The organism is Ramlibacter tataouinensis, assembly GCF_001580455.1.
Lineage (GTDB): Bacteria > Pseudomonadota > Gammaproteobacteria > Burkholderiales > Burkholderiaceae_C > Ramlibacter > Ramlibacter tataouinensis_B.
The window spans coordinates 336137-356743 of sequence record NZ_CP010951.1 but is presented as its reverse complement, the minus strand read 5'-3'; the positions used below and the strand labels follow the sequence as shown (position 1 = coordinate 356743).

The window sequence follows — 20607 nt, the reverse complement described above, 5'->3', positions numbered from 1 at the left end:
GCCCGTTTCCTGGGTCACGCGAGCCCTCCCATAGCGCTAACAGGCCCTAGGTATAATCCCGAGGTTTCGCGCGGTGCGGCCCGCGGCTGCGGCATCTCCCCGCCGACGTCCACATTCACACCTTTCCCCAGTTTCCGATGGCATTGATCGTTCACAAATACGGCGGCACGTCCATGGGCTCGACGGAGCGCATTCGCAACGTCGCCAAGCGCGTCGCCAAGTGGCACCGGGCGGGCCACCAGATGGTCGTCGTGCCCAGCGCCATGAGCGGCGAGACGAACCGCCTGCTGGGACTGGCCAAGGAACTCTCGCCGGCCAAGAGCACCGATGCGCTGCAGCGCGAGCTGGACATGCTGGCGTCCACGGGCGAGCAGGTCTCGGTCGGTCTGCTGGCCATCGCCCTGCAGGCCGAAGGCATCGAGGCCGTCAGCTACGCCGGCTGGCAGGTGCCGGTGCGAACCAACAGCGCCTACACCAAGGCCCGCATCGAGTCGATCGATGACCAGAAGGTGCGCGCCGACCTGGCCGCGGGCAAGGTGGTGGTCATCACCGGCTTCCAGGGCGTGGACGACAAGGGCAACATCACCACCCTCGGGCGCGGCGGCAGTGACACCTCGGCGGTGGCGGTGGCGGCGGCGCTCAAGGCCGACGAATGCCTGATCTACACCGACGTGGACGGCGTCTACACCACCGACCCGCGCGTGGTGCCCGAGGCGCGCCGCCTGCACACCATCAGCTTCGAGGAAATGCTCGAGATGGCGTCAATGGGCTCCAAGGTGCTGCAGATCCGCTCGGTGGAGTTCGCCGGCAAGTACCAGGTGCCGCTGCGCGTGCTGTCGAGCTTCACCCCCTGGGACATCCCGCTCGACGAGGAAGCCCGCTCGGGCACCCTGATCACTTTTGAGGAAGACGAGAAAATGGAACAAGCCGTCGTTTCGGGTATCGCGTTCAACCGCGACGAAGCCAAGATTTCCATCCTGGGCGTTCCCGACAAGCCCGGCATCGCCTACAACATCCTGGGTGCGGTGGCCGGCGCCAACATCGAAGTCGACGTCATCATCCAGAACATCTCCAAGGACGGCAAGACCGACTTCAGCTTCACCGTGCACCGCAACGACTACGCGCGCACGGTCGACCTGCTCAAGTCCAAGGTGCTGCCCACGCTGGGCACCGACCAGCTCGAGGGCGATACCCGCATCTGCAAGGTCAGCATCGTCGGCATCGGCATGCGCAGCCACGTCGGCATCGCCTCCAAGATGTTCCGCGCGCTGTCCGAAGAAGGCATCAACATCCAGATGATCTCCACCAGCGAGATCAAGACCTCGGTGGTCATCGACGAGAAATACATGGAACTGGCCGTGCGTGCCCTGCACCGCGCGTTCGACCTCGACCAGGAAAGCTCCTGAAGAGCCTTGGGTTGGGGCATATAATCCCGACTGACAGGAAACGTGACCGAGTGGCCGAAGGTGCTCCCCTGCTAAGGGAGTATGGGGTGTAGAGCCTCATCGAGGGTTCGAATCCCTCCGTTTCCGCCAAGACAAGAGCCCCGTGCGACCGCGCGGGGCTTTTTCATTGGGCGGCCGCCGTCTTCATTGCACCAGCTGCCAGATGCCCTGGGCCGTCTTGCAGAAGTTGTACTCGCCCCCGCCGCGGATCGTCTTGTAGCGCGTGGTGAACTCGGCCTTGCGGCATTCGGCTCCCGCGCGTTCGAAGCGCCCGAGCTGCGTGATGCTGCCGCTGGCCCCGCTCTTGTCGTTGGCCCATTCCACTTTGGTTCCGGGCTCCGCGTTCATCGCCTTGTCGAGGGCATCCTGCATCAGCTGCATGTCCTTCTGGTTGAAACGCGTGATCGGGGCATCATCCCGCAGGAAATTCAGGTTCGAGGCCAGCGCAGCGCCGGCCTGGCAGGCCAGCAGGCAGACCAGCACGCCGAGGGATTTCAGGCTCATCGAATGCTCCTCGAGGGAAATCGGACCGTGCCGCCCTAGCCGTTGCGGGGTGGCTGGGTGTCCTGCCTGGCGTCCTCGGCCTGTTGCGGCTGCATGCGCGGCAGCACGAAGAAGACCCGCACCCGCATGCCGTCGGCGGGCTCGGCCCAGATGCTGCCACCGTGCGCCTCGATGATGGAGCGGCAGATGGCCAGCCCCAGGCCGGCGCCGCGGCGGTCCCTGCGCGCGGCCTGCCAGAACGGCTGGAACATGTCGGCGAGTTCCTCCTCGCTCAGCGCCGCGCCCGAGTTCGCCACGCTGAAACGCACGCCCGCCGAGACCGGTTGCGCCTCCAGCAGGGTCGCGCCGCCGCGCTCAGTGAACTTCATGGCGTTGTCCAGCAGGTTGGCCAGCACGCGCAGGATGCGGTTGGCGTCCACCTGCACCGTGGGCAGTTCGTCCGGCGCGCGCACTTCGAGCCCGACGTCGGCCCGAGCGAACAGGGGCTGCGCCGCACGCGCGGCCCGCGCGACCAGGTCGGCCGCCCTGACCGGGGCGACCTGGAGCATGGAACGCCCGGAGGGCGCCGTGGCCACCGCCAGCAGGTCGTCGACCAGCGCCGACATGCTGCGCGCGTTCTCGACGATCATCCCCGCCGCGCTGCCCAGATCCTGGCCGCCTGGCAGCCGGCCCGCCTTGCGCTCCAGGGTCATGGCGGCCAGCATCAGGCCGCTCAGAGGATTGCGCAGGTCGTGGGTGACCACGGCGAGGATCTCCTCGCGCTCGCGCACGGCTGCGCGCAACTGCTCCTGCGTGTGATAGAGGGCCGTGATGTCCTCGTTGACCCCGACCGCGCCGGTGATCTCGCCGGCCTCGTTACGGATTGGGGCGGCCCAGTTGATGATGGTCTTGGACGAGCCGTCGAAGCACTGGATGTGCAGCAGCTCGCCGACCGAGGTTCTTCCCTTGTGCAATGCGCGCGTGAGCGCCCATTCGTCCGGTGCGACGGGCCGGCCGGTATCCACCCACCATCCCTTGTACTTGCCGGTGCGCTCGGGCGTCTCCTCCCAGATGCGCCTGCCCGCGGCGTTCTGCATGGTGATGCGGCCATCCTTGTCCGCGATCCACACGCCCACCGGCAGCAGGTCGATCACGGCGCGGAACAGGCGCTCGTTGGCGCGCAACTGGCGTTGCGTTTCATAGAGCGCCGTGATGTCTTCGCTCACCGTCACGCCGCCGCCGATGCCGCCGTGCTCCTCGGGAATGGGGGCGGCCGAGTTGATGATGGTCTTGAACGATCCGTCGAAACACTGGATGCGCACGGTATCGCCCGTCGAGGTCTCGCCGCGTGTGATCGCGCGGGCCAGCGCCCAGTCCTGCGCGGCGATCGGCTCGCCGCTGTCGGCCCACCAGCCGCGGTACTGGTCGTATTCCGACAGGCCGACATAGCGCGCGCCATGCCAGATGCGCTCGGCCGCCGGATTGATGCGGATGACCCGGCCTGCCCGGTTAGCGATCCAGACGCCCACCGGCAACAGCTCGAACACGGCCTTGAGCAGGCGCTCGTTGTCGCGAACCGCCTGTTCCAGCCGCATGCGCTCGCTGATGTCCTGGAAGACGCCGACCGCGCCGATCACGACGCCGTTCTCGTCCCGGATAGGCGCCGCGCTCACGAGGATGGGGATGGTGCTGCCGTCGGGCTTTTGCAGCAGGTATTCCTCGCCGAGCATCGTCTCGCCGCGCCGCAGCACGCGCGAGGAAACGCGCCCTTCTTTCGGCACAGGACGGCCGTCCGGATACATGATGGGATAGCTCACCGGCACGTCGGGGGCGAGTCCCATTCCGGCCAACTCCTGCGTGTACCTGTTGGAGGATCTCGCTCCTTCGGCGTCGTACAGCAACAGGCCCATGGGCAGCGTATCCATCACGGTCTGCAGCCACCGGTTTTTCTGCTGGACGCTTTCGAACAGGGAGTTGCGCTCGGCCTCGAGGGTTTTTCGCCGCGAGATGTCGCGGCCGAAGCCGTGCCATTGCCCGTCGGGCAGCAGGTTGGCGCTGACCTCCACCTGCAACCAGCTGCCGTCCTTGCGCCGCAGCGACCACTCGCCCGACTGGGTGCCGCCGCTGGCCAGCCGCCGGCGTGCTTCGTCCAGGCGCCTGGCATCGTCGGGCGCGAGGAAGTCGGCGATGTTGCGGCCGGTGATCTCGGTCCGGGCGTAGCCCAGCATCCGGCAGCCCGCGTCGTTCACGTAGGTGAACCGGCCCTCGCGATCGGCCACGAAGATGCCGTCCGGTGCGTTCTGGACGAGTGATCGAAGTGCGCCGTCGCTCAAGCCTGCCGCGACTTCTTCCATTCCGCCGGCCGCCATGCCATTGTCGATTGCTCGTCCATTGGCATCATGCTGGGCGCGCACGGGAGTCGCGTCAACTGAACGGGGCGCCGGAAACGCTTGTTACGCAGGCCCGCTGTCGGTCCCCATCAATGCGGGTGCGGCGAGACCCTCTTCAATGGCAGCGGAACCGGCTTGGCCAATGGCAGACGCGCGGCCTGTGCCGTGGGCAGGCCCAGGTAGGTGGCGGTCACCTCAAGGATGAGGGAGAACCGACGGAGGATGGAATTCGTCTTTCGCTCGTGCATGATTGTCCCCTGTTCGTATATGCACCCATGATGAGCACTCAGCTGGTGCGTTGATGCCAGCGCAACCGTGCAATTCGTGTCAGACGAGTCCGACAAGCGGGCCGTCCTTGTCCTGCAAACGGAGGATGAAATGGAAAGCGTGAACACGGCCGCGAAGGCCCCGGACAAGGTCGCGCTGGTGATCGGCGCGGGCGACTCGACCGGCGGCGCCATTGCGAGGCGCTTTGCCGCAGGCGGCTATATTGCCTGCGCGACCCGGCGCGACGCGGCCAAGCTCGAGCCCCTGGTGGAGAGCATCCGCGCCGCCGGCGGGCGGGCGCATGGCTTCTCGTCCGACGCCCGCAAGGAGGAGGAGGTCACGGCCCTGGTCGAGCGCATCGAAAGCGAGTTCGGGCCCATCGAGGTGCTGGTGTTCAACATCGGCGCCAACGTGCCCTCCAGCATCCTGGAGGAGTCGGCGCGCAAGTACTTCAAGATCTGGGAGATGGCCTGCTTCAGCGGTTTCCTCAACGCACGCGAGGTGGCCAAGCGGATGGTCGGCCGCGAGCGCGGCACCATCATCTTCACCGGAGCCACCGCGTCGCTGCGCGGCTCGGCGAACTTCGCCGCCTTCGCCGGTGCGAAGGCCGCTTTGCGGGCCCTGGCCCAGAGCATGGCGCGCGAGCTCGGCCCGCGCAACATCCATGTGGCGCACGTCGTCGTCGATGGCGCGATCGACACCGAGTTCATCCGAACCAACTTTCCGCAGCGCTATGCGCTCAAGGACAAGCAGGGCATCCTGAGTCCCGAGCACATCGCCGAGAACTACTGGTACCTGCACCAGCAGCCCCGCGACGCCTGGACCTTCGAGCTGGACCTGCGGCCCTACATGGAGACCTGGTAGGCCCTGGCCGGGCGCGCGACTACATCTTGCCGTCGTGCAGCGCGCCCCCGCCCAGTTCGGCCATGGCGGGCGTGACTTCGGCGAATTGCAGCACCTTGCCGCCCCATTGGCCGACGAACTTCTGCGCATCGGCTTGTGCCGCGAAACTGGCGATCGTCGGGCCCATGGAGCCATGGCGCTTGCTGCCGGCCACGTAGAAGCCTGTCTTGGCATCGAACCAGTGGCCGCGCGGCTTGTCCCAGTCGGCCTTCGCCATGTCCTGCGCGAAGGCGGCGCGCACGCTGCGGGCCTGCTCGGGCCGCAGCAGCGCGGCGAACATCTCCACCGTGTCGCAGAAGAACACCGGGGCGGCCGCGCCGACGTAGTGCACCTGCGCCTTGGGCCCGGCGTACTCGGCCAGCATCATGCCGTCGAGCTCGCAGGCCGTGGCTGTTTCGATCTCCGCCGGCTTGGGCGTGGCGCTGTTTTCGTCGCGGCCGCAGGCGACGAGCGAGGCAAGGGGCAGGGCGCAGGCGGCGCACAGCAGGCGGCGGCGCGACAGGGCGGTGGTGGTCATTAGCGGAATCTCCATTGGGCGACGGCAAGGGGCGCGGCGATCCACCCCAGCATCACCAGCGCCAGCAGCCAGGGCTTGGCGAGCGCGGCGGGCACGATGCTGGTAAGGCCGTAGAGGTTGCGCACCTCCTCGAGCGAAAAGACGTTCAGGATGCGGAACACGTCCGCGGGATTGAGCAGCAGCAGGTAGGGGAACCATTCGCTGCCGGCTTCGCCGCCCAGCCCCACCAGCAGGCCGAGCAGCACCAGGTCGAACACCAGCACGAACAGGAACCACAGCGCGATCGCCAGGCCGGACGCGCGGGTGCGGTCGCTGGCCAGCACCGACAGCATCACCGCCAGGCTCAGGAAGGAAAGACCGAGCAGCACCGAGCTGAACATGAAGCCGGCCAGTGGCTCCAGCCCGGCGGCGCCAGTCCGGGATGTCAGCAGGACGGCCACGAGCCCGAAGCCCAGGAGCGTGGACAGCGTCAGCGCTGCGGCCAGGCCCAGGTACTTGCCCAGCAGCAGTTCAAGGCGGGTGATCGGCAGGGCCAGCAGCAGGTCCAGCGAGCCGCGCTCGCGTTCGCCGACGACGGCGTCGAAGCCGAGCAGCAGGGCGATCAGCGGGATCAGGTAGATGGCCAGGCTGACCAGGCTGGTGATGGTGAATTCGATCGAACGCAGGCCCACCACGCCTTGCTGCGCCCCGCCGAAATAGGCGATGACCAGCGCGAACACGGTGAACACCAGCGAGACGGCGAGCACCCAGCGGTTGCGCAGGCGGTCGCGCAGTTCCTTCAGGGCGACGAAGAGGATCTGGCGGAATTCCATGGTGACTCTCAGTGTCCGAATCAGTGTCCGAAGCCGAAGAAGACGTCCTCGAGCGAAGGCTCGTGGATGCGGAAGTCCTGGATCGCGCTGCCCAGGCCGGCGAGGGCGGCCAGCACGGCCATCTTGGCCTCGCGCGGGAACTGCCCGTCGAACAGGGCGCCCTGCCAGCGGTGGCCGCTGACCGGCAGCGTGTCCAGCGCGGCGCGCACGGCGGCGGCGCCGGCCTCAGTGGTGGCCAGCTCCATGCGCAGGGGCAAGGCCATCTGCTCGCGCAGCCCTTGCACGCTGCCCAGCGCCTGCACCCGGCCGCCGCTCAGGATGGCCAACCGGTCCACGCGCTCCTGCAGCTCGGCCAGGATGTGCGAGGTGACGATCATGGTCACGCCGTCGGCGCGCAGCTCGCGCAGGGTTGCGTAGAAGTTGCGGATCGCCTCGGGGTCCAGGCCGGTGGTGGGTTCGTCGAGGAACAGCACCTGGGGCCGGCCGAGCAGTGCCTGCGCGAAGCCGAGGCGCTGGCGCATGCCCTTGCTGTATTCGCGCACGGCGCGCCCGGCGGCATGGGTCAGGCCCACGCGTTCGAGCACGGCGGGGCAGTGAGCCAGCGGGGCGCCCTTCAGGCGCGCGAAGTAGCGCAGGGTTTCGAGGCCGGTCAGGTTGTCGTACAGCACGACGTTCTCCGGCAGGTAGCCGATCGCGCGACGCACCGCGCGGAAGCCGCTGCCGCGCACCGGCGCGCCGTGGATGCGGATGTCGCCGGCGGTCGCCCGCACCAGACCCAGCATCATCTTGAACAGGGTGCTCTTGCCGGCGCCGTTGTGGCCAATCAGCCCGAACACTTCGCCGCTGCCGATCTCGAGGTCCACGCCGTCGACGGCGCGCACCGCGCCATAGTGCTTGACGGCACCGCGCACGCTGATCGCGGCCGCCTCAGTGGGGGAGGGCATGCTGTCTTTCATTCCAGTCGCTCCATGTCTTGTGCGCAGGCGTCATCCGCGGGCCGGGCTCGACCACGCTGGGGACGCGCAGCACCGGGAACTGCTGGCTCACCAGGCGCAGCGCCTGCACCGCGGGGCTGGCCAGCAGCAGGCGCGCCGCCGGGTGGCGCCAGACCAGCCGGTCCACCAGGTCGTTGGCTTCGTAGCGGACGTCGCCGCGGCCGTTGCCGTCGCGGTCCCAGCCGAGGTAGTTGCTCCAGTAGTTGCCTTGGGGGCCGCCCCAGGTCTCGTCCTTCGAGCCCACGTAGCGCACCTGCTCGCGGTTGCCGATGAAGTCGTTGCCGTCGACCTGGTTGCGGGTCGAGCCGGCCGACAGGTGCACGCCCACCCGGTTGTCGACGATCAGGTTGCCGGTGAGGCTGGCGTACTCGACGTCGTAGATGAAGAAGCCGCGCGCGTTGCCCGCCACCACGTTGTTCTCGATGCGTGAGTCCTGCAGGGTGCGCAGCATGATGCCGTGGTCGCTGTTGCCCCAGGCGCGGTTGTTGCGCACCACCTGGTCACGCACTTCCATCAGGGCCAGGCCGCCGCGATTCAGGTAGCTGTCGTTGTCCTCCCAGAGGTTCCGGTAGGAGTTCATGTAGTGCGTGCCGTAGCGGCTGTGGTGCAGGCGGTTGCCGCGGAAGATCGCGTCGTGCGACACGTCCACGTAGAGGGCATCGCGCACGAAGCTGATATGGTTGCGTTCGATGCGCGCCCCGGTCGTGTTGTAGAGCTGGATGCCGTTGCCGCGCTGCGAGGAGCTGTATTCGCGCTTGCCGACGATGAGGTTGTCCTCTACGCGCACGTCGTTGGCCTTCTCGATCCACAGGCCGAATAGGTTGTAGACCAGGTCGTTGCGGCGGATGACCGCCCGGTGCGAGCCGGGCGTGATGTAGATGCCCGCGTTCTGGTCCAGCAGGCTGTCGCCGGAGTCGCGCACGATCAGGCCTTCGATCGTCACGTCCGCCGACTTCACCCGGATGGTGTCGCCCTGCATGCCGCCGCTGATCGTGGGCTTGCCGATGCCGCGCAGCGTCACCGGCCTGGCGATCACCAGGTTGCCAGGGAACTTGCCGGAATGCACTTCGACCACATCGCCCGCCGCCGCGCGATCCAGCACCGGCTGGATGGCCTCGCCGGGGCGCACCGTCCAGGTCGCGGCCTGAGCGGAACAACCGAGGGCGAGTGCCATGACGGCGAGCAGGCGCTTCATCACGTCACCAGCCAGCCCAGGGCCTTCAGCACGAGGAACAGGCTCGCGCCGATCAGCAGGTTCTTGAACGAGACGTAGCAGACCATGTCCATCACGGAGGCGACCCGGTAGCGGCGGCCCCACCAGGGACCGTCCTTCACATAGCGCTTGGCGCGCAGGCGGACCAGCACTTCGTACAGGCTCCAGCCGAACCACCAGCCGATCACTGCGCCGGCGCGCAGTTCGCCGAGCGCGGCCATCACCCAAGCCAGCGTGACGGCGACGGCCAGCGCGATGCCGGCGGCGCGTAGCAGGCGGTGCGGGGCGCCCACGCCGCGGCGCCACGGCCAGACGTGGTCCCAGATCTCTGCGCACAGCCAGCCGCAGACGCCGGGAGCGCCGGCGGCGTACGCGGGTTGCGCGGGGTCGGTGGGCATGCGGGGATCGACCATGGCTTAGAGTTTCTCTACCGGAATGATGGGGATGAAGTAGCCGTCGCGATTGATCGGCGTCATCTGCAGCCCAGAAGCTTCGCGGCGCTTGCGCTCCTTCACCAGCGGCGGGCAGGCGTGGGTGTCGGTGTAGAGGATCATGCAATCCAGGCAGTGCAGGCACTCGCGATGGTCGATGCGGCCGTCGGCGTCGATCGCCTGGGCCCCGCAGCCGTGGGCGCAGGCCTTGCAGCTGCTGCACTCCTGCTTGCGGCGCAGGCCGAACCAGCGGAAGGTGGACGGCATCGCGAGCGAGGCGCCCAGCGGGCACAGGTACTTGCAGAAGGGCCGCTCGACGAAGATGGACAGCGCCAGCAGGCCGGCCGCGAACAGCGTGTAGGGCCAGGAGCGCTGGAACCAGCCGACCAGGAAGGTGGTCTTGAAGGGCTCCACTTCGGCAAGCACTTCCGCCGTGGTCATGGAGAACATGGACACTGCCAGCAGCCCGAAGAAGATGCCGTACTTGACCCACTTCAGCTTGTCGTGCAGAGCCTTGGGCAGCGCGCGCTGGAAGCGCTTCAGCCCGATCGCGCCGGCCACCTTGTAGATCAGCTCGGAGAGCGATCCGAAGGGGCACAGCCAGCCGCAGAACAGGCCGCGGCCCCAGATGAACACGGTGACGATGATGAAGATCCAGAACAGGAAAATCAGCGGGTCGCTCAGGAACAGGGTCCACTCCCAGTGGAACAGCAGCGAGTGGAACCAGGTGAGCACCTGTGTCACCGAGGGCTGCGCCATCATGCCGAAGCCGACGAACGCGATGCTCAACACCCAGGCCGAATACTTGAAGGCGTTGACCGGCCACTTGTTCTTGCGGCTGGACCGCCGCGTCAGCTGGTCACGCAGCGCGTAGACGATGGCCACCGCCACCAGCAGCAGCGTGAACAGCACGATCTCCACCGCGCGCGCCTTCCAGACCTTCACCCAGGGCGCCGCGGCTTCCTCCACCTGCGGGCGGCCGCCCTCCAGCGCCCAGGCGGGCAGCCAGTAGCCAGACTCGAAGCTGGCGAAGCTGCGCGCCCCGGTCGCCCGGTCGACGCGGTTGCCCAGCATGACGAGCTTCCAGGGATAGGCGGCGGAGAAGGCGCCTGAGCGCACGATGAAGATCGCGGACTCGCTGAACTGCGGCGCGCCGGCCGCTTCCAGTCCGTACAGGTTCAGGTAGTCGAGGTCGCGGAAGGTGAAGGTGTCCAGGCCCTGGCGCAGCTGCACGCGGTCATAGATGCCGCCGCGCACGAAGCCGGAGCCCTTGAACGACTCCTTGCCGGCGGTGCGGATGACGAAGATCGCCTGCTCACCCGGCTTGAGCCGCGACATCAGGCTGTCCCAGCCGTCCTTGCCCAGCAGCGAGCGGCCGATGTCGGGCGCGTTCAGCGCGCCGAACCACAATTCGATGAAAGGTTCCGAAGCGCGCGGCAGGCCGAGCTGCTCCGGCGCGACCACCAGGCGCTGCACCGCGCCTTGCTTGGCCAGCGCGGCCCAGTCCAGGGTGCGGGTGCTGTCGGTGAATTTCGCCGGCGGGCGCACGGTGGGCGCGAGGATGCCGGTCTGGCGCGCGACCGCGCCGCCGGAGCTCATCATCACCTGGTTCTGCGCGATCACCGTCACGGTGGCGCCGGAGATCGCATCGAGGCCCACCACGCCCTCGTCGGGGCGGGAGCGGCCGATCTCCACCTTGTCGCCGACGAACTTCCCGAGATATTGCTCGTTGAATTTCGTCAGCGCGGATTCGGGAATGCCCAGCAGCAGGATGGGCTCGGAATGCTTCAGGACCTTCACGCCGACGAAGCGGCCCTTGAGGTCCATGCCGATCAGCGTCACCACCGGCTTGCCGGAGTAGGCCGGCGTGTCGGTGATGTCGGTCGACAGCATCACGTAGCCCAGCAGCTTGGGCTGGCCCCGTTCGTCGGTTCCGTAGGCCTCCACGTACGGCGGCCGGCCCTTGCGCTCGGAGAAGCTCGTCGCGCCGGGAAATACCTGGGCGCACGGTGTGTAGTCGCACAGCCGGGGCGAGGTCTGGATCTCCTCCGGCAGCTTGGCCTCGTAGGCGTCCGCCCAGGACAGGCCCGGGACGAGCAATGCAGCGGCCAGCGCCCAGAGGCGCAAGAAAAACTGGAACGGGGTCATGGTGTCCGGAAAAAGCCCCGCGCGCGTGGCGCGGGGCCGGGGCGGGGCGTCAGGCCTCGACGATCATGCGGCTGCGCATTTCCAGGTGCAGTGCGTGGCAGAAGTGCGTGCAGTAGCACCAGAACACGCCGGGCTTGTCGGCCACGAAGGTCACCGACTTCGTCTCCTGCGGGTTGACGATGAAGTTGACGTTGTAGTTGGGGATGGCGAAGCCGTGCGTCAGGTCCTCCACCTTGTCCAGGTTGGTCAGGATCAGCGTGACCTCGTCACCCTTCTTCACCTTGAACTCGCGCATGCTGAATGCCGGCGCCAGCGAGGTCATCTTCACGGTGACCTTCTTGCCGTTGCGGGTCACGCCGCTTTCCTTGGCGTCCTTCACCGCGATCGGCGAGTCGTCCAGGCTGTAGACCTGCTTCGGCTTGAGCAGCTCGCGCTTGAAGATGATGAAGTCGTGCGGCTCGCCGCGCACCGGGTGGTCGGCCATCAGCACCATCTTGTCGCCCGAGATGTCGATCAGCTGTTCGTTCTCGGGGTGCAGCGGGCCGACGGGCAGGAAACGGTCCTTCGAGAACTTGCAGCCCACCGCGAGGTACTTGCCGTCGGCGGCAGCGGTCTCGGACTGGCTGGCGTTCAGGTGACCCGGCTGGTACTGCACGTCGATGCGGTCCACCACGTATTTGGCGTTCTTGTCGCCCTTGTGGAACTTGATGGCCGCTTCGACGTTCCACTTCACCACCTGGCTGTCCAGGAACAGCGTGGTGTAGGCATTGCCACGGCCGTCGAAGGCGGTGTGCAGCGGGCCCAGGCCCAGTTCCACCTCGGCGACGATCGCCTCGTCGGGCTTGGCCAGCTTGCCGTCGAAGTAATCCAGCACCTTGGCCAGCTCGATGACCGTGCCGGTGGGCGACAGCTTGCCGGCGCAGATGAAGTACTTGCCGTCGGGGCTGGCGTTGACGCCGTGCGGGTTCTTCGGCACCGACACGTAAGCAGTGAGCGCCGTCTTCGGGTCCTTGTTCGCTTCGCGGGTTCCGTCGACCACAGGCACCTTGGAGGTGCCGACGGTCTTGAACTTGCCGGCCTTGACGGCTTCCTCGATGCGCGCGATGTTGAAGAACAGGCAGGCGTCGCGCTCGGCGGACATCATGTCCTCGTACTTGACGCCCATCTCGACGTTGTACTGGTTGGTCGCGGCCAGCTTGCCGTCATAGGACGTGGCCGTGAGGTCGCAGTTGCCGTCGATCAGCACCTGCCAGCGCACTTCCATCGTCTCGGCGTCCACGCAGGTGAACATCGAGCGGTACTTGGTGCCGTCGTCGGTGGCCGCGTTGGGCAGCGGAATCGAGAACTCGGCGCCGCAGAACACACGCGTCGTGTAGTTGATCTTCGGGTCCACCGGGTCGCGCTTGTCGGGGAAGATGCCGTGGAAGCCCTGCACGTTGGGCAACTCGGTGATCTTGTCGCAGACGAAGTGGTCCAGGCGGATGCGGCCGATGCGGCTGTTGATCTTGTCGTTGATCCAGGCGTAGCGGCCGTCGTAGTTGCCGTCCTTGTAGGAGGCATGCACGTGGTGGGTGTCGGCCACCGTGTACTTCAGGCTGCCGTCGGCCTTGGTGCCCATGATCTTCTTGGACTCGTTGGTGATGCCCCAGCCGACCAGCGCGTCCGGCACGAACACCGGGATGCGGGTGATCTCGCGCCCCGAAGGCAGGCCCAGCACGCGCATGTCGCCGGTGTGGCCGCCGCTCCAGAGGCCGTAGTAGCTGTCGAGCTCGCCCGGCTTGAGGTGCGCGGCATTGCCATGCTCGCCCGGGTTGCCCAGGGCCGGCGCCGAGGCCTTGGCGGCCGGCGCGTTGGCGGGCTTGTCGGAGCAGGCGGCGAGGCCGACGCCGGCCAGGCCGGCAGCTGCGGCGGTGCCGAGGAAGCGGCGGCGCGCGGGGGTGAGCTCTTGTTGCAAAGTATCTTTCGCTCGGGTCATCGTAGGGTCCTCAGTTACAAAACCTTCCGCGTGCAGCGGATCGCCGCGACGCTCTTCTTCTTGCACGCAGACATGATCTGTGCCCGCAGGGATGGGGCAGTTGCGGTACATCAAGCGCTGGTGAGCGCCTGCGCCGGGACGAAGGTGTACTTGCGATGCGTCAAGTCGAGCGCAGATTGAACGCGACCGTGCAGACCTGCGTCCCTAGAATCGGCGACGCATTCGTTCCCCAAACCACAAGAGCGTCACCATGAAATTCACCGCACTCGCAGTCGTCATCGCCGCTGCTGCCCTGGCAGGCTGTGGCAAGCAGGAGGCCGCCGCGCCCGCGGCGCCCGCAGCAGCTCCGGCAGCTGCCACGGCGCCTGCCGCGGCACCGGCGCCCGCCGCGGCCACGGCTGCCGCCGACAACGCTGCCGGGAAGTCCGTCTACGGCAAGACCTGTGCGATGTGCCACGCGGCCGGCGTCGCCGGCGCGCCCAAGCCCGGCGACAAGGCCGAGTGGGCGCCTCGCATCGCCCAGGGCATGGACACCTTGTACAAGCACGCGATCGAGGGCTTCACCGGCCAGAAGGGCTCGATGCCTCCACGCGGCGGCTCCAGCACCTCGGACGATGACATGAAGGCCGCGGTCAACTTCATGGTCGACCAGTCGCGTTGAACACCATGAGGGATCCCGCCCGGCGCCGGCTGCTTGCCGCGGGCGCCTGCCTGGCCGCCTGGCCCCTGCTGGCGGGCGCCGCGCCCACACGCACGCGCCTGCGCGAATCGCGCGCCTTCATGGGCACGCGGGTCGACCTGACCGTGCAGGGCGAGGATGCGGCATCGCTGGCCCCCGCCATGCAGGCCGCCTTCGGCCGGATGGAAGCGCTCGCGGCCCTCATGAGCCACTACGAGCTGACCAGCCGCGTGTCGGCGATCGGATTGGCTTCCGGACTGCAGCCGGTGGCGGTCGAACCCGAGCTGATGGCAGTTCTGCGCATGGCGCAGGGCGTCTCGGGCAGGACGCACGGGGCCTTCGATGCCACCGTGGGTTCGCTGGGCCTCTGGCACTTCGATGGACCCGACCCGGGCATGCCCGAGCCCGCGCAGATCACGCGCCGGCTGCCCAGCGTCGATTGGCGCAACCTGCGGCTCGACGAACGCAGCCAGACCGCCTACCTCACGCAGCGCGGCATGCGCCTGGACCTGGGCGGCATCGCCAAGCTGTACATCCTGCAGGCCGGCCTGGACGCACTGAAGTCGCACGGCGTGCGCAGCGCGCTCGTCAACGGCGGGGGCGATGTGCTGGCGCTGTCGGCGCCGGGCGATGCGCCGTGGCGCGTGGGCATCCGCGATCCGCGCCAGCCGCAGCGCCTGCTGGGCGCGCTCGACATCGGCAGCGGCATCGTCGCGTCCTCCGGCGACTACGAACGCTTCTTCACCCGGGCCGGACGGCGCTGGCACCACGTGCTGGATCCCCGCACCGGTCAGCCGACGCAAGGCGTGCGCGGCGTCACGCTGGTGGCGGACACGCTGGAGGGTGTCAACGGCCTCGGCGCAGCCGCCATGGTGCTGGGCGCCGGCGAGGGCCGCGAACTGCTGCGGCGCACCGCCGGCACCGAGGCCATGGTCGCCGGGGCCGACGGCAACATCTGGCTGAGCGAGCGGCTGCGCGAGCGCTTGCGGCCGGTGTAGCCGCCCACACGCCGACGCCCGTCAGCGGTATCCCACGTCCAGCCCGGCCGCGGCCGGCGCCGACGCCTTCCTGTGCGCGGCCAGCTGCCGCAGCAGCACCGGCACCACCATCGCCGCGCCCACCAGCGTGACGACCAGGCCCGGTGCGATCAGCAGCAGCGCGGCCGCCAGGCAGACCAGCTGTTCCCAGCGTTTCATCTCGACCAGCATGAAGCGGCTGAGCGCAGCGGCCAGCACCACGATGCCCAGTACGCAGCCGACGAAGGTGATCGAGAAGTCGTACCAGGTGAAGCCCTTGGCCACCAGCAGCAGCGAGGGCGAGAACACGAACACGAAGGGCACCAGCACCTTCGCCAGCCCCAGACGGAAAGCCATGTTGCCGGTCTTGAACGGGTCGCTGCCGGCCATGCCGGCGGCCGCATAGGCGGCGAGCGCCACCGGCGGCGTGATGTCCGCGAGCACCCCGTAGTAGAAAACGAAGAAGTGCGCCACCAGCGGCTGCACGCCCAGCTGCACCAGCGTGGGCGCCGCCACCGTCACCATGATGATGTAGTTGGCGGTGGTCGGGATGCCGCAGCCCATGAGGATGCAGACCACGCCGGTCATGACCAGGGCGGCGAACAGCGTCAGCGCCTTCATGTCCGCCACGAAGGCCGGGATGACGCTGGTCAGGCCGCCCGCGATCACCTGGGCCCAGCCGGTGATGATGAAGCTGATCTTGAACCCCACGCCGGTCAGCGTGACCACGCCGATCACGATGCCGACGGTGGCGGCGGCCGCGCCCACGGCGAGCGCGTACTTGGCGCCGGTTTCGAAGGCTTCCACCATGACGCCGTGGGCGATGCGGCCCGTGATGCCCGCAAGCTTCCAGCCGGCGATCGCCAGCGCGATGCCCGCGGCGAACAGGGCCAGCTTGATCTCGTCGGTGTTGACGCCCAGTTCGGCGAAGGCGATCACCGCCAGCAGCGCGTGCAGCGCCCCGCACAGCACCCAGTTGGCCGGCCGGTTGCCGCTCACGCGCGTGGTCAGGCCGACGATGGCGCAGGAGCTGATGCCGGTGAAGGCCGCCAGGTAGGGCGTGCGGCCGGAGACCAGGATGCCGATCAGCAGGAACAGGGGAATCAGGGTCGGCCAGCGCTGCTTCAGCGACTCGCGCAGCTTCGGCATTTCTTCGTCGGTCAGGCCGCGCAGGCCGTATCGCTTGGCCTCGAAGTGCACCTGCATGAACACCCCGAAGAAATGCATGAAGGCCGGCACCACGGCTGCGGCGATGATGGTCTGGTAGGAGACGTTCAGGAACTCCACCATCAGGAAGGCCGCCGCGCCGAGCACCGGCGGCGTAATCTGCCCGCCGGTGGAGGAGGCGGCTTCCACCGCGCCGGCGAATTCGCGCCGGTAGCCGACCCGGATCATGGCCGGGATGGTGAGCGAGCCCACCGTCACCGCGTTGGCGACCGACGAGCCGGACAGCATGCCGAACATCGCGGAGCCGAACACGCTCACCTTGGCCGGGCCGCCGGCGTAGCGTCCCGCCACGCTGGCGGCGATGTCCAGGAACAACTGTCCCAGCCCGATGCGCGTGGCCATCACGCCGAACAGCACGAAGTGGAAGACGTAGGTCGCCACCACGCCCACCGCCACGCCGTAGATGCCCTGGCTGGTGAGGTACTGGTGGTTGATCATCTGGCTCCAGGTGGCGCCGGCGTGCTTCAGCAGGCCGGGGAAGTACGGTCCCGCGAGCGCATACGCCGTGAAGCCGATGGCGATCAGCGGCAGCGGCCAGCCCATGGAGCGCCGCGTCGCCTCCAGCAGCGTGAAAAACAGGACGGAGCCCATGACCACATCCAGCGTGCCGGGGTTGCCGACGCGGAAGGCCAGGTCGTCGAACACGTAGGGGATGTAGAGCACGCTCAGCGCGCAGCCGATGGCCAGCAGCCAGTCGGTGAGCGGCACGCCGCCGGGGGCGTGCCAGCTCGACGCCAGGTGGGTCGACTCGTAGCCGCGCTTGCTGCGCGGAAACACCAGGAAGATCAGGCCCAGCACGAAGGCCAGGTGCACGCCGCGGTGCGTGGTCTCGCGCAGCAGGCCGAAGCCGGCCGTGTAGTAGTGGAACATCGACAGCGCGATCAGCAGCGCCATCACGAGCCAGGTGGCCGGCGGCACCGTGGTCCGGAAGCGCATCTCCGGATCGAACTTCTCCTCCAGCTCCTGCAGCTTGCGCTCGTCCAGCGCGGTGTCCGTCGTCATGCGAATCCCTCTCGAAACAAAAACAGGGAGGCGCTTGCCGCTGCCTCCCTGCGTGCTGCGGTCCGTGCGGCCGGCTTACTTCAGCAGGCCCGCTTCCTTGTAGAACTTCTCCGCGCCGGGATGGAAGGGGATGCCCACGCCCTGGACCGCGTTCTCCTTGGTGATGAACTTGCCCTTGGCGTGGCCGGCGGCCAGCGTCTTTTGCGTCTGCTCGTTGTACATGGCCTTGGTGATCTCGTAGACCGTCTCGACAGGGACCTTGGCGCTGGTCACCAGCTGGGCTCCGACAGCCAGCGTCTGCACCGCGGCCACGTCCTTGTAGGTGTTGGCGGCGATGGTGTCGACGGCGAAATAGGGGTTCTGCTTGCGCAGCGACTCCGACGGGGCACCGCTCAGCGGCACCAGTTCGATGCCCACGCCGCTGGACGCCAGTTCCGCAATCGCGCCGGCGGGCGCCCCGCCGACGAAGAAGAAGGCGTCGAGCGAACCGTCCTTGAGCTTGTCGCCGGCCTGGTTGGGCTTGATGTAGTCGGGCTTGATGTCCGATTCCTTGACGCCATAGGCGGCCAGCACCATGCGGGCGTTGATCAGCGTGCCGGAACCCGGCTCGTCCAAGGCGACCCGCTTGCCCTTGAGGTCGGCCACCGACTTGATGCCCGAACCCTTCTTCACCACCAGGTGGATGCTCTCGGGGTACAGGTTGGCGATCATGCGCAGGTCCGCGACTTTCGGCTTGCCCTCGAAGGCGCCGGTCCCGGTGTAGGCCCAGGTGGCGACATCGGACTGCGAAAGGCCCGCTTCCATGGAGCCGCCCGCGATCGCGTTCACGTTGGCCAGCGAGCCGTTGCTGGCCTGCGCCGTCGCGATGATCTTGCCGGGCTGGGACACCGCATTGGCGATCATGCCGCCGACCGGGTAGTAGGTGCCGGCCGTGCCGCCGGTGCCGATGCGGAAGAATTGCTGCGCCTGCGCGCCGCTGGTGAGGGCCAGCGCCGCCACGACGGCGCCCAGCAGGTGTTTGACATTCATTGGAGACTCCGGTGAGGACAAACGAGCGGCCAGTACACCACAGCCGTTAGGCGCCGCTGGCTAGTGGTTTCACTGCCCCTTGCCTTGAACTCCCTCCCCCACCGGGGGAGGTCAGGGGTGGGGGCTCGGGACCTTGCGCAGTCCCCCGAGCGCCCCCATCCCAACCTTCCCCCGGAGGGGGAAGGAGTAAAACAAGACTCAGCGCTTCGGCGTGTCGTCCACCGAAGCGCTCCAGCGGTCACCCCAGCCGCGCCGGGCATCGTCGAGCTCGCGCCGGCCGCGCTTGGTGGGGCGGCCTTGCTCGATCGACAGCGCAGGTTCGGGCGCCAGGCGGCGCTGCTCGGCCGCGCGCTCGCGGGCCTCGATGCTGGCGGCGGTCTCCTCGTACAACTGCCGGGCCACGGGCGCCGGGCCGCGCATGCCGGACAGGCCCTTGACCACCACCTCGCGCTGCACCGCGCCCTGCCGGAGCAGAACGGTGTCGCCGACCTTCACCTCGCGCGCCGGCTTGGCCTGCTGGCCGTTGACTTCGACCCGCCCCTTGCCGATCTCCTCGACCGCCAGCGACCTCGTCTTGTAGAAGCGCGCGGCCCACAGCCACTTGTCAATTCGAAGCTTGTCCATCCGGATGAAGATTTTCCGCCAACGGCAAACGCACGATGGCATCCAGCCCTTTGACTTGGCCATGGGCCACGCGGTTCTCGAGCACGATGGCGCCACCGAGCGCGCGCACGATCTCCTGGCAGATGGCCAGGCCGAGCCCGGAGCCGGCGCGCACGTCGCCGGCGGAAAACGCCTGGAACAGCCGCGCCTGCAATTCCGCCGGGATGCCGGGGCCGCTGTCGGTCACGGTCAGGGCCGCGAAGCGGCGGTCCGCCACCACCTGCACCGACAGACTGCCGGCCGCCGGCATGTGCTTGATCGCGTTGTGCAGCAGGTTGCGCGCCAGTTCGCGCAGCATCCAGGGGTGCGCCCGCACCGGTGCCGGCGCGGTGGCGATCTCGAAATCGATGTCGCGGTCGGCGATCAGCGGCGCCAGCTCCAGCGCAACCGCGCGCACCGTCTCCGACAGGTCCGTGACCTCGGGCCCGGGCTGCTGGCGCAGCTGCTCCACCTTGGCCAGCGACAGCATCTGGTTGGCCAGCGCCGTTGCGCGGTCGACGGTGGCGTTGATCTCGGCCAGCGCCTGGGCCGGCGCCACGTCGCCGCGCAGCGCCGACTGGACCTGCGTCTTCAGCACCGCCAGCGGAGTGCGCAGCTGGTGCGAGCTGTCGCGCACGAAGCGCTTCTGGTGTTCGAGCAAGTGAGACAGCCGCGTCATCACGTCGTTGGTGGCCTCCACCAGGGGCAGCAGCTCGCGCGGCGCGTCGTTCGCCACGATGGGGGTGAGGTCGCCTTCGGGCCGCGCCTGCAGTTCCTGGCTCAGCCGCCGAACCGGCCGGGTCGTGCGTTGCACCACCACGACCACCACCAACGCGAGGACCGCCACCAGCACGGCCTGGCGCAACAGGGTATCGATGAGGATCTGGCGTGCCAGCGTGCGCCGCAGCTCGAGCGTCTCGGCCACCTGCACCACGGCCATGCCGCGGCCGTGGGCGCTGGACACCGGTTGCAGCAGCACGGCCACACGCACGTCGTCGTCGTTGTAGCGGTCGTCGTAGAAGTCGACCAGCGCGGCATAGGGCGGCCGCGCCGGCAGCTTGCCGCGCCAGAACGGCAGCTCGGCGTAGCCGGACACCATTTCGCCCCTGAGGTCGGACACGCGGTAGACCATGCGGCTGCGGTTGTCGGCCTCGAAGGCTTCCAGCGCGGAATAGGGCACCGTGGCACGCAGCCGCGCCTCGGCGTCGTAGCCTTCCACGTCGAGCTGCTCGCCGATGACCTTGGCCGAGGCCAGCAGGGTCCGGTCGTAGGCGGTGTTGGCGGCGGCGAGGGCGCGTGAATACAGGCTGGCGCCGTTCAGCGCGATCAGCAGCACCACCGGCACGAGGATGCCGAGCAGCAGGCGCCGCCGCAGCGAAAGCGCGCCGCTCATTGGATAAGCTCCGCCCGGCGGGCTGCGGTGCTGTTCGCCT

Annotated in this window: 15 protein-coding genes, 1 tRNA gene and 1 pseudogene; 5 read left to right on the top strand and 12 right to left on the bottom strand. The window is 68.1% G+C overall.

Going from position 1 to position 20607, the window contains the following annotated elements; translation table 11 throughout:
* Positions 1-137 precede the first annotated feature (137 nt).
* Together UC35_RS01725 and UC35_RS01720 are read left to right on the top strand one after the other, a co-directional pair.
* A complete protein-coding gene (locus tag UC35_RS01725; protein ID WP_061495591.1) occupies positions 138-1406 on the top strand; it encodes an aspartate kinase in 1269 nt (422 codons plus the stop codon).
* Positions 1407-1442: 36 nt separating this feature from the next.
* Positions 1443-1535, top strand: a tRNA-Ser gene (locus tag UC35_RS01720).
* Positions 1536-1589: 54 nt separating this feature from the next.
* On the opposite strand, the gene UC35_RS01715 is transcribed toward UC35_RS01720, so the two are convergent.
* Together UC35_RS01715 and UC35_RS01710 are read right to left on the bottom strand one after the other, a co-directional pair.
* The gene (locus tag UC35_RS01715) at positions 1590-1949 is read right to left on the bottom strand and encodes an RT0821/Lpp0805 family surface protein (protein ID WP_061495589.1); all 360 of its coding nucleotides are present in this window, start codon (positions 1947-1949) and stop codon (positions 1590-1592) included.
* Positions 1950-1984: 35 nt separating this feature from the next.
* A complete protein-coding gene (locus UC35_RS01710) occupies positions 1985-4297 on the bottom strand; it encodes a PAS domain S-box protein (RefSeq protein ID WP_061495587.1) in 2313 nt (770 codons plus the stop codon).
* 399 nt (positions 4298-4696) lie between these two features.
* On the opposite strand from UC35_RS01710, the gene UC35_RS01705 reads away from it, so the two are divergent.
* On the top strand, positions 4697-5449 hold the full coding sequence (locus UC35_RS01705) for an SDR family oxidoreductase (RefSeq protein ID WP_061503628.1): 753 nt from the start codon (positions 4697-4699) through the stop codon (positions 5447-5449).
* Between the two features lie 19 nt (positions 5450-5468).
* Here UC35_RS01705 and UC35_RS01700 read toward each other — a convergent pair whose 3' ends face one another.
* From UC35_RS01700 to nosZ, 6 genes and pseudogenes are all read right to left on the bottom strand, one after another.
* The gene (locus tag UC35_RS01700) at positions 5469-6005 is read right to left on the bottom strand and encodes a nitrous oxide reductase accessory protein NosL (protein ID WP_061495585.1); all 537 of its coding nucleotides are present in this window, start codon (positions 6003-6005) and stop codon (positions 5469-5471) included.
* Positions 6005-6817, bottom strand: a complete 813-nt coding sequence (locus tag UC35_RS01695) for an ABC transporter permease (RefSeq protein WP_061495582.1) — start codon at positions 6815-6817, stop codon at positions 6005-6007. Before UC35_RS01695 ends, UC35_RS01700 begins: the two co-directional genes overlap by 1 nt.
* 20 nt (positions 6818-6837) lie before the next feature.
* The gene (locus UC35_RS01690) at positions 6838-7761 is read right to left on the bottom strand and encodes an ABC transporter ATP-binding protein (RefSeq protein ID WP_227820428.1); all 924 of its coding nucleotides are present in this window, start codon (positions 7759-7761) and stop codon (positions 6838-6840) included.
* A complete protein-coding gene (locus UC35_RS01685; RefSeq protein ID WP_061495578.1) occupies positions 7745-9007 on the bottom strand; it encodes a nitrous oxide reductase family maturation protein NosD in 1263 nt (420 codons plus the stop codon). Before UC35_RS01685 ends, UC35_RS01690 begins: the two co-directional genes overlap by 17 nt.
* Positions 9007-11604 (bottom strand): annotated as a pseudogene (locus UC35_RS01675) (4Fe-4S binding protein). The gene UC35_RS01685 and the pseudogene UC35_RS01675 overlap by 1 nt, the downstream one beginning before the upstream one ends.
* A 49-nt stretch (positions 11605-11653) precedes the next feature.
* A complete protein-coding gene (gene nosZ, locus UC35_RS01670; RefSeq protein ID WP_061495571.1) occupies positions 11654-13579 on the bottom strand; it encodes a TAT-dependent nitrous-oxide reductase in 1926 nt (641 codons plus the stop codon).
* A gap of 250 nt (positions 13580-13829) precedes the next feature.
* Between nosZ and UC35_RS01665 the strand changes: the two genes are divergently transcribed.
* Together UC35_RS01665 and UC35_RS01660 are read left to right on the top strand one after the other, a co-directional pair.
* Positions 13830-14240, top strand: a complete 411-nt coding sequence (locus tag UC35_RS01665; protein ID WP_061495568.1) for a c-type cytochrome — start codon at positions 13830-13832, stop codon at positions 14238-14240.
* 5 nt (positions 14241-14245) lie between these two features.
* Entirely contained in the window at positions 14246-15256 is a 1011-nt protein-coding gene (locus tag UC35_RS01660; RefSeq protein WP_061503627.1) for an FAD:protein FMN transferase, read from the top strand.
* 21 nt (positions 15257-15277) lie between these two features.
* Here the strand turns inward: UC35_RS01660 and UC35_RS01655 are convergent, their stop codons facing one another.
* From UC35_RS01655 to UC35_RS01640, 4 genes are all read right to left on the bottom strand, one after another.
* A complete protein-coding gene (locus UC35_RS01655; RefSeq protein ID WP_061495565.1) occupies positions 15278-17503 on the bottom strand; it encodes a TRAP transporter permease in 2226 nt (741 codons plus the stop codon).
* Between the two features lie 75 nt (positions 17504-17578).
* Positions 17579-18532: a TAXI family TRAP transporter solute-binding subunit gene (locus tag UC35_RS01650; protein ID WP_061495562.1), complete on the bottom strand. Its 954-nt coding sequence runs from the start codon at positions 18530-18532 to the stop codon at positions 17579-17581.
* Between the two features lie 198 nt (positions 18533-18730).
* Positions 18731-19156 carry an RNA-binding S4 domain-containing protein gene (locus tag UC35_RS01645; RefSeq protein ID WP_061495559.1) on the bottom strand — a complete coding sequence of 142 codons (426 nt, stop codon included), beginning with the start codon at positions 19154-19156 and terminating at the stop codon, positions 18731-18733.
* Complete coding sequence (locus UC35_RS01640; RefSeq protein ID WP_061495557.1) at positions 19137-20567, bottom strand: sensor histidine kinase; 1431 nt, start codon at positions 20565-20567, stop codon at positions 19137-19139. The genes UC35_RS01645 and UC35_RS01640 overlap by 20 nt, the downstream gene beginning before the upstream one ends.
* Positions 20568-20607 lie beyond the last annotated feature (40 nt).